At 48.3% G+C, this 15,628-nt stretch carries 12 protein-coding genes and 1 pseudogene; 8 read left to right on the forward strand and 5 right to left on the reverse strand.

Features of this window, described 5'->3' with window-relative positions:
• Nucleotides 1–629: pseudogene (locus EOO50_RS16930) on the reverse strand (beta-mannanase); the annotation flags it as partial.
• A gap of 215 nt (nt 630–844) precedes the next feature.
• Between EOO50_RS16930 and EOO50_RS16935 the strand changes: the two are divergent.
• Entirely contained in the window at nt 845–1,042 is a 198-nt protein-coding gene (locus EOO50_RS16935; RefSeq protein WP_290841473.1) for a hypothetical protein, read from the forward strand.
• 50 nt (nt 1,043–1,092) lie between these two features.
• Here EOO50_RS16935 and EOO50_RS16940 read toward each other — a convergent pair whose 3' ends face one another.
• Both EOO50_RS16940 and EOO50_RS16945 read right to left on the reverse strand, forming a co-directional pair.
• On the reverse strand, nt 1,093–2,355 hold the full coding sequence (locus tag EOO50_RS16940; RefSeq protein WP_290841474.1) for a DUF4861 family protein: 1,263 nt from the start codon (nt 2,353–2,355) through the stop codon (nt 1,093–1,095).
• Complete coding sequence (locus tag EOO50_RS16945; RefSeq protein WP_290841475.1) at nt 2,352–3,518, reverse strand: glycoside hydrolase family 88 protein; 1,167 nt, start codon at nt 3,516–3,518, stop codon at nt 2,352–2,354. The genes EOO50_RS16940 and EOO50_RS16945 overlap by 4 nt, the downstream gene beginning before the upstream one ends.
• Nucleotides 3,519–3,589: 71 nt before the next feature.
• Here EOO50_RS16945 and EOO50_RS16950 point away from each other — a divergent pair, with 71 nt between their 5' ends.
• Complete coding sequence (locus EOO50_RS16950; RefSeq protein WP_290841476.1) at nt 3,590–4,222, forward strand: hypothetical protein; 633 nt, start codon at nt 3,590–3,592, stop codon at nt 4,220–4,222.
• 92 nt (nt 4,223–4,314) lie between these two features.
• Nucleotides 4,315–5,175, forward strand: coding sequence for a T9SS type A sorting domain-containing protein (locus EOO50_RS16955; RefSeq protein WP_290841477.1), 861 nt, complete (start codon nt 4,315–4,317; stop codon nt 5,173–5,175).
• A gap of 92 nt (nt 5,176–5,267) precedes the next feature.
• On the opposite strand, the gene EOO50_RS16960 is transcribed toward EOO50_RS16955, so the two are convergent.
• Entirely contained in the window at nt 5,268–6,851 is a 1,584-nt protein-coding gene (locus EOO50_RS16960; protein WP_290841478.1) for a Na+/H+ antiporter, read from the reverse strand.
• Between the two features lie 185 nt (nt 6,852–7,036).
• Between EOO50_RS16960 and EOO50_RS16965 the strand changes: the two genes are divergently transcribed.
• From EOO50_RS16965 to EOO50_RS16985, 5 genes are all read left to right on the forward strand, one after another.
• Nucleotides 7,037–8,095 carry a histidine kinase gene (locus EOO50_RS16965; protein ID WP_290841479.1) on the forward strand — a complete coding sequence of 353 codons (1,059 nt, stop codon included), beginning with the start codon at nt 7,037–7,039 and terminating at the stop codon, nt 8,093–8,095.
• Entirely contained in the window at nt 8,092–8,841 is a 750-nt protein-coding gene (locus tag EOO50_RS16970) for a LytTR family DNA-binding domain-containing protein (protein WP_290841480.1), read from the forward strand. The genes EOO50_RS16965 and EOO50_RS16970 overlap by 4 nt, the downstream gene beginning before the upstream one ends.
• A gap of 88 nt (nt 8,842–8,929) precedes the next feature.
• Entirely contained in the window at nt 8,930–11,416 is a 2,487-nt protein-coding gene (locus tag EOO50_RS16975; protein ID WP_290841481.1) for a TonB-dependent receptor, read from the forward strand.
• Between the two features lie 318 nt (nt 11,417–11,734).
• Nucleotides 11,735–12,052 (forward strand): hypothetical protein, encoded by a 318-nt coding sequence (locus EOO50_RS16980; RefSeq protein WP_290841482.1) that lies wholly within the window; start codon nt 11,735–11,737, stop codon nt 12,050–12,052.
• Between the two features lie 439 nt (nt 12,053–12,491).
• Entirely contained in the window at nt 12,492–13,019 is a 528-nt protein-coding gene (locus EOO50_RS16985; protein ID WP_290841483.1) for a hypothetical protein, read from the forward strand.
• 518 nt (nt 13,020–13,537) lie between these two features.
• On the opposite strand, the gene EOO50_RS16990 is transcribed toward EOO50_RS16985, so the two are convergent.
• Nucleotides 13,538–15,628 (reverse strand): MopE-related protein (locus tag EOO50_RS16990; RefSeq protein WP_290841484.1); only part of this gene is annotated, 2,091 nt, incomplete at its 5' end.

Below are 15,628 nucleotides of genomic sequence, written 5' to 3' on the forward strand. Positions count from 1 at the left end.
GAAGGTCGGAGATATCCAGCGATATATTTTATTTTCGTGTAGCGGTTCGTTCGCCCGATCACTTTCCTGATGTGGGCGTCGAACGCGGTTTTGCACGGTTCGCAACTGTGGAATTGCGAAACGTAATCCATGAATTTTTGCCACGTATTTTCAGGACTTACGTTCGGATTCGGGATCTCGCCGTAGCCGTTCCATTCGAGATATTGTGCCATTCCGCCGCTCCATTCCCAGTTGTTGTTCAGATATAGGATCGCGACCATATTGCGTTTTCCCAATTCCGACAACAGGAAATCGAGTCCGTCGAAACACTCGTCATCGTATTTCCCTTGTTCGGTTTGCAAGGCATAAGGAACTGTGTAATCGTATTTTCCGCCATCGGCCCCGACCATTATCCTTAAATTGTCGATGCCGTTCGCTTTCATCACATCGAGTTCTCGTTTGAGCCTTTCGCGGTCGCCGTATTTTTTCGACGCAAGCAGACTTCCATACCAATAATTCGCGCCGATGTAGTTATACGGTTTCCCATCCTTAAAAAATTCGGTTCCTTTTACGGTCACGAATTTACTTTGAGAAAACGATTGTGTTCCGAAAAACAACAAAATGAAAAGCGAGAAAGCGAAAGATTTCATTGTGAAAATTTTGTCGCATAAAGGTAGCGAATTCAATACGTCGATAAAAAATTAAACGCTCGTTTAGCTAAATTAAAGTTAAATCTGTGTTGTAAGGTCCTTTAAAACAACAAGTATAGGCAATAACTGTCATGCGGTAGGCGTTACTTATGGAACTGGCGCGAATCATTTACCGAACTTTGCCGAACTTTGAAAAACAATCAACAACATACACAATGGTCAAATCAATCATAAAAATGCTGGGCATCTCGTTAGGGTGCAGTTGCTCGGTAATCCAGGCGCAGGACGCTCAGGCAAAAGACTTTAAAAACGATTCGTTCGTAGAGACTGTTTCGTTCAACGACGATACGCAACTCGCCAGTCCGGGCGACATTTCGGTTCTTCAGGACATCGACAAAATGTACGCGATTTAAGATCAGAAAAACTAAGACGTGAAAAACCGCTCGATTCGTTCGGCGGTTTTTTATTTTTGGTCGAGCCAGGTTATGATTGGCGGATTCGCGTATTTCTCGGCTTCGGCTTCGAGCGTTTTCTTGTCGGCCGACAAACTTCTCTCCCAAAACGAGTAGAACCTGAAACCCGCTTTTCCGTCGGTGATTTTTTGCCCGACGAGATAACTGTCAAAGATTTTCTGTTTGTAACCCGGCGGCAAATCGTGTTCCTTGGGCGCGACGATCACAGGAACCGATTTTTTCTCGTCGACCGCGATCGCGAGCATCAATTTGTCGCGCAGTTCCGATTGGTTTCCCGCGGAATACGACATCGACTTTTCATCGACCGAAAAATGGTCAAACACATTGTTGTAAAAATTAGCGATTCCCGCATACATGACCGTTCCCGACGGCGCGCCCGTAATCGTGACGCGGCTTTCATAGAAATACTGTCCGCCCCAAATGCTTATTTCTTCGGAAATTTTTACGGGTTTCCCAAAAAATGTCCAGTCGTAATCGAGTTTGAAAATCGCGCGGTACGCACCGTCGGCGATTCGAGTGAAGGTTTGTCCGGATACGTCATTTCCGCCGAGCCGCACGATCGAATCCTTTCCATTTATACTAATCCCGAACGCAAGCGAGCCCGCGCCAAGCGAATTTCCCGCGTGCAGGATGTCCATTCCCCAATCGGAAATTTTGTGATAGTTGTCGCTCGATTTTGTGCCGACGGTGTCCGTCATCATTTTCCGGGTGAGTTTCCCGAAAATGTCTTTTCCGTTTCTCGTGTCAAAATAGGAACGGAACGCCACTTTGTCGTTCTCCCAGGCCGGACCTTCAGTCAAATACAGTGGCAACGGCGTCTTCTGGAAATCGGTTGGCGGATTTTGCAGAGGCATGATTTCGCTCGAAAGTGATTTTCCGTAAGCCGATTCACTCGTCTTTTTTCTCAACCGCACATGGGCGCGAGGGTAGAAGTGGACCGCATTCGCCTTCAGGTCGACGAGTTTGAACGTCGTCTTTGAATTCGCTTCGAGATCGGTTAGAAAAACGGCTTCATCCCAAATTCCGTCTTGGTCCAGGTCGTCAAGCTGGAGCACGATGAAACTTCCGTCGGATTTTTGGACCGAGATTTTTTTAAATGTCAGGACATTCGGAAAAGCCTTTTCGATTTCAAATCGTTTGAGTACGATCAACTCATCGGTTGCATTGAAGGCCAAACTGTTCGAAACGCTGAATTGCTGTGCGTTCGCGACGAAATTTCCGAACAAAAAGAGTAACGTTGTCCAAATTCTCATTTGCCTTTTTTCAACGCTTTTTGACGCAACAACGCCTCGAGGAAATAATAGTCGGCGTACACAATCGGTTCGTCGATTTCATCTTTTTTGGGCCAGTTTCCGGTGCTGTGCGCGAGGATGAACGGCGCATTTTCTGAAGCGGGCAAAATATAGTCGGTCGTCTGTAGGCTCGTCATGATTTTTTCGGCGTACATGAGAAACGAACGGTCATTCGTGAAACCGTACAGTTCATATAACGCCGATGCCATGATTGCAGCCGATGACGCGTCACGCGCCGCATTCGGGATCGCCTTGTCGCTCAAATCCCAATATGGAATCCCGTCGGTGGGAAGATTCTTGTGGTTCATCATAAACTTCGCGGTTTTCACGGCCTGGTCGAGATATGCCTTGTCCTTCGTGTATCGGAACGCCATCGTGTACCCGTAAATTCCCCAAGCCTGTCCGCGCGACCACACGGATTCGTCGGCGAAACCCTGGTGCGTGATTTTCATTTTGGCTTTTCCTTTTATCGAATCGTACACGACGACGTGATACGCGCTTCCGTCGGGTCGGAAATGATTTTTCAAAGTCGTGTTCGCGTGTTTGATCGCGATGTCGGCATACGTTTTATCGCCCGAAAGCAACGTCGCCTCGAACAGCAATTCGAGGTTCATCATGTTGTCGATGATCACGGGATATTCCCAGATTTTTTGGTTGAAGTCCCAGGATCGTATGCTGCCGACCTTTGGGTTGAAACGCTTCACGAGCGTCTTCGCGCTTTGGATCAACACGGCTTTGTATTCGGGCGTTTTCTTGGCTTTGTACGCATTCCCGACGCTGCACATCATCTTGAACCCGATGTCGTGGCTCGTGCGGTCGAACTGTTCCTTCTCGAGGAATTTCGTCCATTTTTGGGCCTGAGCCTCGTAACGCGCATCGCCTTTGAGCGCGTAGATTTCCCAAAGATTCCCGGCGAAGAACCCGCTTACCCAATCGAGTGAAGTGTGGCCGCGAAACGTATTGGTCTTGAGGTTTATACTTCTTGGGATCTTCGTGGAATCGGGTGTGAACGCGAGCAGTTTTTCGTAGCGCGCGCTCAACAGTTTTTTTCCTTCCTTGTTTTGGGAATGTGTCGGAAATGCGGCGCACAAAATCAATAATGCCGCGAAAATGCGTTGGTTCATCGTTTGTTGTTTTTACGAATATACGATAAAATCAGGATTGGATTTCGGCCGATAAACTGTACATTCGGATCATGAAAATCCTATTCGTTTTACTGTTCGCGACTTGGTTTGCATCGGCCCAGGATTGCCCGAAAGGCTTCCGAAAATTCAGCCCACAAATCCTAAAGGGCGATTTCGACGGCGACGGCAAACCTGACGAGATCAAGACGCATCTCTATAGTGAGCTCGACAAAAACGAGCCCGAATGTGTCGCCGACGCGCATGAAATGGAATTCGACAGCGTTGCCGATTGGTATTCGAAAAAGGCGACGCAACTGTATTTGTCGCTCAACGAAAAAGAAAATTTGACGCTCAACTTTGGCTACGCCGACATGCTGTACTGTCTGATCAACCTTGGAAACATAGACAAACAGGGCGGGGACGAAATCGCGCTCTCCATTGCGTATTTCGATTTCAGCAACGTAAACAGTTGCCGCATCTACTCGTTTTGTTCGGGACAATGGGTGCTTCGGAAACAATTCAGCATCCACGAGGATTCGTTTACTTACGCATCCGATGATCCTGCACCGACGTTTGCCGAAATCCGCGGATTTTTGGAGAAACGAAACGGCATTTGGCGATTTTCAGACTATCACGAAAGCGATCTCACGCTTGACGTGCCGTATGAGAAGATGTCGGCCCTAAAACTCAAACGATGCAGATAATCGATGAAAATAAATTGGCGATTCATCGATTTTAATAAATTTTCCGTAGCAGATTGTGTAATTTTAAAGTGAATTTTAAAAACAACACAACTATGAGGGCAACTTTACTTTTTATTTTCATCGCTTTGTTTTCGGCGGGCATTTTCGCGCAGGCACCGACTATCGACGGCGATCTGATCCTGTGCCCGAACAGCAACGGCACCGCGACGGTAACCAACAGCCAGGTGTACGACAGTTATCAATGGCAGTTCCGGTTTGCGTTCACGAGCGACCCGTTCGAAGACATTCCGGGTGCGACTTCGGCAAGTTTCACGTATGATGCGTTCAATTACAGCGTGACCGATATCCGCGTGCGCGTGACGTTGGGCGCAAACACCTACTTTTCGAACACGTTGCTCATCGACGGGTATGCTTTCCTCCCGATTTTCACGATTGCCGATTACGATGACGACGTCGTGACAATCGGGCCCGACGGCGGACTCCTATTGTGCAACGGCGGGACTTTCACGCTTTCGACAGGAATGCCTTATAACTCGAACATCCAATGGTTTAAGAACGGCGCAATAATCGACGGCGCGAACCAGATGACGTACACCGTGACCGGACCGGGCGAATATTATGTGACGGCATCGCCACAGGTGTGCCCGAATTATTCGCAGACGTCGCTTCCTACCGTAGTCGAAACCGATCCTGATTGCAGCCTCGGAATCGGACTGATCGGGAAATTCTCGTTCGTTTCCTGGCCGAATCCCGTCGGAAGTCAATTGTCGTTCAAAGCGTCGGAACAAATACAAGACATTTCGGTTTTCAATTTGACGGGCCAGCAATTGCTTTCGGTAAAACCATCGTCAGACGCGGGAACCATCGATCTGGGACAACTTGCCTCGGGCGTTTACATTCTCGAAGCAAAAAGCGATTCGGGCGTAAAACAGCTAAAGATCGTCAAACGATAAAACCGATAAATTAGAAACAAAAAAGGCTCGCGAATCGTGAGCCTTTTTTATTGATATCGAGCCGACTTCGAGTCATAAAAACATTTTCAAACTTATAAAAACCTAAGTTTCTCTTCTTCCAAATCGACGCGTTGCAACTGTCGGCGCACAATATCTTCATCCAGAATCATGTTTTCACGATTTTTCTTTAACAACCATTCGCGTTGGTAATTCAGCACCTCATGGTAAACCGCCGCCGATTCTTTGTTCCAAACCGGATTTTCCTCGTTCGACGAACAACTGGATTCCAACCGTTGATGCAATTGGCTGAGCATCGAATGTCTTGAAATCGCTTCGGCGTGATTTTCTTTGAGATAAATCAGCGTTTCCCGTGACAATTCACGTTGCAGTATTCGTTCTTCCTGTTCTTCGGGAATCGAATGGTCGGGATCTGGAATATGTATTCGTTTGATAAAAAACGGAAGCGTCAATCCTTGCACGACTAGCGTCAAAAGGATCACGACAAAAGTGATGAATAGAATCAAATTGCGATGCGGGAACGCCGTCCCGTCTTCCAGCCGTATCGGAATCGACAATGCCGCCGCAAGCGAAACTACGCCACGCATTCCTGACCACGCCAGTAAAAAAGGACCTCGGATGCCGGGATTCGAGGTGTCGGCGACCGTTATGAAGTTGCGTGCGATAAGAGTCGTGACAACAGCTCCGTAAGCCGCGATCACTCGACCGACGACCAGAACGCCCGTAATTATCAAACCGTAACCGATGGCCGTTGGAAGTTCGACGCCTTCTTGGGCCAGGCCTTGCGTAATTTCAGGAAGTTCCAGTCCGATGAGCGTAAATACAAGGCCGTTCAAAATAAACGTAAAACTTTCCCAAACGTTTAACCCGCGCAGTCGCGATGTACTGCTCAGGAAGCGGTTTCGGTGCGTCGATAGCCACAATCCGCCGCTTACGACGGCGAGAACGCCCGAACTGTGCGTTTCCTCGGCCAAAATATACATTGCGTAAGGCGCGACGAGACTCAGCACGATGTCGATGTTCGCGTCGGTGGGCAAATATTTATGCATCTTCATGAATCCGAAACCAACCGCCAATCCGATTCCCAGTCCGCCCACGACCATCCAGACGAAACTGCCCACGGCCTCATACCAGACAAATTGTCCCGTGGCGACGGCGACGAGCGCGAACCTGAAGATTATCAACGAAGATGCGTCGTTCAGCAAACTTTCGCCTTCGAGGATCGACGAAAAACGCTTCGGGACTTTTACGAATTTCAAGATCGTTCCGGCGCTCACGGCATCGGGAGGTGAAACGATGCCGCCGAGCAAAAAGCCCAGCGCAAGTGAAAATCCCGGAATGAAATGATTTGCCACGAACGCTACCGACATCGCCGTGAGGAACACGACAACGAACGCAAAACTGCCGATAATTCGTCTCCAGCGCCACAGTTCCTTCCATGAAATCGCCCACGAGGCTTCGTATAAAAGCGGCGGCAGGAAGATTACGAAAATCATCTCAGGATCGATCGACAGCGTCGGAACTGCGGGAATAAAACTCACGCCGAGTCCCGCCAATACCAGAAGTACGGGATAGGCGACCTTGATTTTTTGCGCGAGCATGATCAGCATCGAGATCGAAACGACAAGAATCAGGTAAAATGGAAAATGGTCGAGCATCGGATCGTTATATTTTTTAAAGGTAGTTTTTTCAAAAATATTTTTAATGGTTTAGAGTTTAGGGTTTAGAGTTTTGGTGCAACGCTAAGGCTGAACCCGAAACCCAAAACAACTTTCATCGACGTTCGGTCGCTTTCTGTCGATTGATTTCCTGACTTTTACCATTCCAACTTATCTTTGGAACAATGAAACCGATTTCCTTCCATAAAATCTCGGCGCTCGGCCAAATACTGGTTTTCGCCGGATTGCTTATCCTACAATGTCTCCCGGTATTCTGGGGAATTTCCATGCCCGCGGTTTATTGGGAAAAGCAACTCATCATGTTTGTGTTGTGGTTTGTGTTGTTTTACGTCAACCTCAAAATCCTGTTGCCGCACTTACTCTTCAAACAACGGTCGGGCTTTTTTTTCGTCGCGATCGTTATCTTGATCTTGGGCGTCACGGTTTTGTCGAGTTATTTCGACGATTGGCTCGATTTGCGACAGATCATGAACAAACATTTCAAGGTTTCATCGGATCAGATAAAGCCTGAGAAAGAGGCCATCGGACATTTTTGGACGACGATCATCACGCTTCTGCTCGTAGGCTGCAGCACCGTGATCGGCGTCGGGAAAAGGATCCGAGAAGAATCGATAACGCGTGAAGCGCTTGAAAAAGATAAGATAAATTCGGAATTGTCGTTCCTGAAAGCGCAGATCAACCCGCATTTCCTTTTCAATATCCTGAACAGCATTTATGCGTTATCCGACGGAAATCCCGAAGCCAAGGAAGCCGTCTACAACCTGTCGCACCTGATGCGTTACGTGCTTTACGACACGCGCCACAACTTGACCTCGCTGTCGAAAGAAGTCGCGTTCGTCGAGGATTACATCAAACTGATGGAATTGCGGTTGGCCGAAAACGTCCAGGTCATCTTCGACAAACCCGCGTATCTAAAAGACGTCTCGGTCGCACCGATGTTGTTCTTGCCATTCATCGAAAACGCCTATAAACATGGCATCAGTTCGCTGCAGCCGAGTTTCATCTACATCGGAATCACACAAAAGGAAAAGAGCCTCGAGATCGAAGTGCGAAATTCCCTGTTTCCGAACCAACCGACTGAGAAAGAGGAAAGCAACGGCATCGGGTTGGTCAACACGCGACGTCGACTCGCTTTGATCTATCCGAACCAATTCACGCTCGACACGATCGAAGACGCCGCAAATTCCGAATATCGCGTCAACCTAAAACTCGAATTATCATGATCCTGACCAGCATTGCCGTCGACGACGAGCCGCTCGCGCTCAACCTGATCACGTCGTACATTTCGCAAACGCCGTCGCTCGACCTCAAAGGCAAATTCACGAATGCGGTCGACGCGTTGAAATACATTCATGAGAATCCTGTCGATGTCGTTTTTCTCGATATCCGGATGAACGACCTGAGCGGCATCGAACTCGCGAAAGTCCTCAACGAATACAGGAACAACGGCAATCTGCGTGTGATTTTCACGACGGCTTACGATCAATACGCGCTCGAAAGCTACAAGGTGGAAGCGCTCGATTACTTGATGAAACCTTTCAGTTATGCCGATTTCGCGAAGTCGGTCACTAAGGCGGTCAAATATTACGAACTGCTCAAAGGCGTTTCCGGTTCGACCGAAATCGCGAAGGAAACCCTGTCGGATGAAACCGAATATATCTACCTGAAAGTCGAATACCAGATGGTTCGCGTCGATGTTTCCGACATCTTATACGTGGAAAGCGACAAGGATTACGTCAAGGTTTTCGTGAAAAACGAAGCCAAGCCGATCACCTCGCTCACGAGTCTGAAATCGGTCGAGGAGAAGTTGCCGAAATCGAAGTTCATGAGAATCCATCGGTCGTTCATCGTCGCTCTCGATAAGATAAAAGCCGCGACCAAAGGCACGGTAGAAGTCTCGGGCCGCTCGATTCCCGTTACTGATCAATACCGCGACAACTACGCCGACTTCTTCAAAAACTGGCAGTGACTTTCCGTCGACGTTCGGCGGGTTTTCGTCGAGCGGATTCGCATTATGAATAGGAGTGAGGTTCCTTTGCGGGAAATTAAATCATCCGATGAAAAAAGCACTGTTTTTCTTCTTGTTGTGTTTCGGCACATTTTCAACCTTCGCGCAGAATTTCGGCGCACAATCATCAATCAAAGGACGAATTTCGGGAACTGTCACCGATTCGATCGCGAAAATCCCGGTAGAATACGCTTCGGTAAGTCTGTACAAGGACGAACAACCGGCGCCCGTCGCTGGAGTCGTGACGGAAACCGACGGAAGTTTCAAACTCGACGGCATCGCACCCGGAAAGTACAAACTCGTAATCTCGTTCATCGGATATGCCGACAAGACGAAATTCATCGAAACCACGGGCGCAAAACCCGATCTCGATCTGGGAAACATAAGCGTTTCCGCGAACGCGACCTCGCTCAATGAAGTCGTCGTGCAGGCCAACAACGGATTGGTCGCTAACAAGATCGACAAAATCGTGTACAATGTCGAAAAAGACGTGACTGCGGCAGGCGGAAGCGCGTCGGATGTGTTGCAAAAAGTCCCGATGGTCAGCGTCGACATCAACGGAAACGTTTCGGTGCGAGGCGATGCGAACGTGAGGATTTTGATCAACGGCAAACCGACGGGCGCGACCTCGGCCAATGTCGCCGATGTGCTGAAAACCATTCCGGCCGACCAGATCAAGAACATCGAAGTCGTGACGTCACCATCGGCAAAATATGACGCTGAAGGTTCGGCGGGCATCATCAACATCATCACGAAACAGAAGAACACGTCGGGGATTTCAGGCTCGGTAAGCGGCGGAGTCGGGACGCGCCAGAACAATTTGAACGCGAACGTGAATTACAACAAGAATCGTTTCTCGTTATCGGCGAACCTGGGCGGAAACAACGGTTGGCCGCAGGATGCCGATTTCAGTTCGCGCCAGACGATCGACAACGGAACCGTGAATACGCTACAGACGACCGACGGGGAAAACCGCGTGCGACGCCTGGGAATAAACGGTTCGATCACGGCCGGTTATGAGTTCAACGCGTTCCACAATCTGCGTTCGACATTTCGTGTGAACGACGGCGAATGGAAGTCGGACGGCATGTCGACGAACGTGTTCACCGATCTCAACAACGCCGCGAACAACAGCAGTTACACAGGCGAAACACATTCCAAAAACACTTGGGGCGGATTCGACTGGAACCTCGATTACACTCGGAAATTCAAGAAAGAAGGACACGAATTCACGTTCTCATCACAATGGAGCCACAGTAAGAATACGACCGATTACGTGAGTTTGTTCTCAGATTTCTATCCGAACCAATCGGCCAATAACGACGCCAAGAACAACGAATATACGTTACAGCTCGATTACACGTTGCCTGTTTCGGAAAAACTCAAATTGGAAGCAGGAGGAAAGACGATCCTGCGTCGCATCTCGAGTAATTTCGTGAACATGATTCCTGATGCGGACGGCGATTTCATCTACGATCCCGTGAATTCGAATCTGTACGATTACGATCAGGACGTGTTCGCGGGTTATGCCGTCGGGACGATCACGTTGCCCAAAGATTATACGGTAATGGCAGGCGCGCGCATCGAACAGACGAACATCAAAGGCGATCCGACAAATGCGTTGCAGACCGATATCGAATCGTTTGAAAACAAATACACGACGTTCATCCCGAGCGTGACATTGCAGAAAAAACTCACCGACAACGCCTCGTTGAAACTCAGTTACACGAAACGCATCACGCGTCCGAGCCTGAACTTCCTGAACCCGTTCATCAACCGTTCGAACATACAGGCGCAGACGCAGGGAAATCCTGACCTGGATCCTGAAATTTCTCAGACCTATGAATTGGGTTACTCGACGTTTTCACAGAAACGCACGATCAATCTATCGGTCTATTATCGCCATATTTCAGGTTTGATCGAAGGCATCGCGACGCCGTTGGAAGACGAATCGGGAACGATCACGAATTACCGGAATATCGGTGAGAACAATTCGTTCGGAATGAACTTTTTCGGGTCGGTGACGTTGTTCAAGAACTTGTCGCTCAGAGGGAATTTCAACGCATATACCTACAAACCGAATGCGTCGGGCGTATTCGTCGACCAACAGACACAGAACGATACGTATGTGCAATATTCGGCGTTCGTGAGCGGAAACTACAACTTCAAACACGATTTGGTCGCCGAGGTTCTCATGATACAGAACTCGCGTCGCCGCACGTTGCAAGGCGTGAATCCAGCGTTCAACCTGATGGTTTTCGGCGTAAAGAAACAGTTTTGGAACAAGACGGCTTCAATTGGTCTGAACATTACATCGCCGTTCAGGAACGGTCTGGAATTCAAGTCGGAATCGAGCGGGCCGGGCTTTACGCAACAGAGCAGTTTCAATTACCCGATCAGATCGTTCGGACTGACGTTCAGCTACAACTTCGGGAAAATGAGTTTTAGCGACGCAGGCAAAAAAGGCGTCAATAACGACGATTTGAAACAAGGTGGCGACCAAAACCAAGGCGGCGGCATGTCTCCGGGCCAATAAAAACTGATGATAAAAAATAAAACCTCGCGTCACGATGGAAACGCACACTGATTCGGCGTAGTTAATTATTGATTCTACTTAACGACCGGTCGTGGCCGAGGTTTTTCATATAACTTAAATAAAATCGGCTTTTCTCGTTTTCTGACGATATTCCATTACCTTTAAGGACTTTTACAGTCAATACATAACAGTTTTCAATCAGTATGAATATCCTTCATCTCGTGTTGCGTATTGCACATAACTAATCCTGAATAACATCGGACATTAGGTCCAAATTCAACTGACTCACATTATAAATTAGTGTAATACTTTTTTTATATGACAGTCAAGCTTCTATCGACACCTCATAATTTTATCGTTCAAGGCAAGCATCAAGCATATGACGCGTGGCAAATTCGGCCTGAAGAGTTTTTGGATTTCCACGGAAACCAATTATTGTTTCTGGCTTGCTACGTAACATTGCCGCGCACCTATCATTATTTTTATGCGGCATATTTGCGCGAAATGGCCTGCGTTCCTGAAAAAATCCCCAATCGTATCGTCTTTCGATATATCCTTTTGTACGTCGAGAACACCAAAATCGCAAACGAAATCTTGTTCGACGTGAACCCGGAACTCACGCTGAACGGAATATAGGAAATATACATCCAGGACATTCTGTCAAATTTGTCGTTCTTGTCTCGGCTATTTCGCGACTGCCAAAAATCTTAAAAGAAAAATCGCCGACAGATTGGAAGAATTCATTCGGAAAATTACCGCTGTTCCTCGATTTATTTGGGATTTCGAACGCTCGTTTTCCAACACGCATCGTGCAGAATTTAAAGTTCACGCGGAGTACTTATTTCTAAGTATGAAAACGCATAGACGTGTCGATTCTTCGTATTTCGTGAAATTCCGTAAGGCGATCTGATCGACGGATATTCGTTGGTTTCCGACGATAATATTCAGGAACCAAACGAATGTTCATCGGTCGAATCTCTCCACTTTCTTTGCTTTATCATTGCATCACAGTTTCGTTTTTGAAGCTGATGAAATCACTTTTCCCGTAATCAAAACCATTATTAAATAGAAGCAAATGAAAACAGTATTACGCATTTTTGGAGTCCTAATCGTGTTGTTGGCCTTTTTGTTCATCGGATTGTCGATCTGGCGAACCGGAACCGACAAAGACGATCTGCGCGAAAACGAAATAGAGATGACGCTCGCGAAAGCACAACTTGAAACCTTGAAAAAAGAAGCCGCGAGCATGACCGGCGAATCGAAAAAGCTTATGGACGAACAGATCGCTACGGCTGACGCAGCGATAAAGGAAATTCCATCGGAATCGATACTTACGGTTATCCAAGTATTGTTCGCCGTTATGTTCGTAGTCGCATTGGCAGCGGCGATATTTTTGTTCCGTCCGAACTTGAAATTCTCCCAAATCCTGCTCATCGGATCGGTAGTGCTATTGTTGGTCACGTATTTCATCTCGCCCGACATCGAAAGAGGCGAATACAGCGGAATGAACAACACGACCCTGGCGCTAATGTCAGGAATCCCGGTCATTTTCGCGGGCTTGTTCGCATTCCTTGTCGCCAGGAAAAGCGCCGTGAAAGCATAAACCTGAGTAATACTAACCCAAATAAATCTTTAACCACGGCTGCAACGGCTGTGGTTTTTTTTTGGATTTGGTGGTAGACAGTTATTGGAAAAATTGACGAAAGACGAAAGACGAAAGACGAAAGACGAAAGACGAAAGACAAACGACGAAAGACGAACGACGAACGACGAACGACAAATGACGAACGACGAACGACGAACGATGAACGACGAAAGACGAAAGACGAACGACAAACAACAAATGACAAATGACAAATGCCGAAGGCCAAGAAGACCGTTTCAATTTCCACAGCAAACGTTCCAATGGCCAAAGTAAGTTGCCTCTCCTTCACCATTATTCATCATTCATTGTTCATCATTCATTGTTCATTATCAATTGTCAATTGTCAATTATCAATTATCAATTATCACCCTCAAAACATTGCGTTATAATCGAACCGAGCGTCGACGATTCATAATCCACCGCATAAAAAAAGCCTCTTCGTTTCCAAAGAGGCTTTCCTGTAAAAAACTCAAATATTATCTCTTGATCATGCGCAACGTCTTCACGAAAGAACCTTGCGTCACGATCACGTTGTAAACTCCTGACGGCAGTCGGGTACCGAATTGCTGTACCTCGATCGCATCGACCGATACATTTCGGTCCTCAAGAAGTTTTCCTGTCATGTCATATACTTTCACTTGGATTTGCGCGTCGCTCGGCGTATCCATGTCGAGTGCGAAACCTTCGATATACGGGTTTGGATAGGCAACCGCGCGGAATGCGATGCCCGGTGCAGTTTCCTCTTCGAACATACCGCGTGTCGCTCCCGGAGCCGTAACCAATTCTGCTTCTCCGAACGGAGACCAAATTCCCGATGTCATCACCGCAACGCGAACGGCGTACTGTCCGCCCGGAACATATCCCGGCACGTTGCTGAAACTGAAGTAATGCGAAGCACGATCCACGATGATAGTCGTGAACGGTGATTGTGCCAATGTAAGTTCAAAACGATACGAAGTCGCACGGTTCATGCTTGTCGTGTAGAACAAAGCCGTTGTCGTATTCGCGACGCCAGGGTTGGTGATTACCGGTACGATAGGCGTGCTGATCGAGCATGGCGCTCCGTAACCCGAATACGTCGAGCTGTTTCCTGTTTTCAGGGCGACTTCGATCGTGTAGGTCGTTCCGTAGGCGTACGTGCCCAACATCGTGAGCGAAAACCAATGCGTGACACGGTCAAGTGTCTGGACTTGGTTCGGCGCCGTATTATCGGTCACATTCGTAATGCGGAAACGGTAACCCGTAACGCCTTGCAAGCTTGTCGTAGCGATCAACGTCGAGATGCTCGGCAACGTTATACCACATTGAGACGGAGTGACCGCGGCAGCTCCACCAGGGCTAAGCACAGCCGGTGTGGAAACCAGGCACGAACTTCCGTAGTAGTTCAGCCAAACGCCGTTTCGGCGCAACATCACTGAAATGGAATATGTCGTGGCGTATTCATAATTCGCGAGAGCCGTCAACTGGAAGTTAGGCGTCGTACGGTCTAAGGTCTGTACTTCGTTCGTCGTGGTGTTCACGACCCTGAAACGATATCCGTCAACCGGAGCGGCAACTGCCGTAGCACCGATCGAAGAATTGATCGCAGTAAGCGTCGTTCCACATTGGGATGCCAATACTTGAGTCGTGATTTGACTGCCTTCGTCGATAGTTCCGTCGCAATCGTCATCGATTCCATTGAATGGAACTTCTGAAGCCCCGGGATAAATTGCCGCAACGGCATCGTTACAATCAGTATTCGTTACTGAATAGCCTGATGGAGGCGTGTTCGCATCGACGGCACACACTGAAACCGGATTTCCTGCTCCGAAACCATCGAAATCACCATCGACATAAAACGGATACAGTTGGTTTACCGTAACCAGTACCGAACCGCTGTTGTTGGTTCCCGCGAGTGAATTCGCGTCGGTAACCGATACGATAGAGTAGGTCGTCGTCGTCGTCGGGTTGACCGTTACGACGGTTCCGCTCACGTATCCGCTCAATGTGAACTGGGAAGTTCCGTCAGAATATACCACTGTAAATGGAGAAGTTCCACCGGTTACCGAAACGCTGAACTGCGTGTTTTCGCCAGCGCAAATCGTACTTCCGCCTGTAATCACCGATGCCGTCGGACCTGTTACCAAAGTAAACGGCGTCGTGTTCAACGTGACAGTTCCCGAACTTGGTGCAGTCGTCCAGTTCGCAGGATTGTTCACCAAAGTCCTGTAAGCAGCGAACGAAGTCTGGTTGGTTCTTGAACCCGTATATTGTCCGCGAGTGGCCGAAGCTCCGAGCGCGATGTTTCCATTTGCCACGTTAAGTTGTGACGGCAAATACGTCGCTTGGGATGAAGCCGTTCCCGTTGTCAACCACGTCGTGATCGAGCTTGACGCTTGGGCGTAAAGTCCGAAAAGGATCGTTCCGTTGAATGTCGTGGGATTCGCATTGCTCGTGTAATCAGGATTGTTGCCCGATGTCGCAGCGCCTTGGTACGCGAAGATCGCATCGCCACTCGCCGACAATCCGTCAAGGTTTCCTGAAACGATCGTTCCTGTCGTCGCGTTCGCCGTGCCGTTGTTGTCAAC

Origin of the sequence: Flavobacterium sp. (assembly GCF_004211145.1) — a bacterium.
GTDB lineage: Bacteria > Bacteroidota > Bacteroidia > Flavobacteriales > Flavobacteriaceae > Flavobacterium.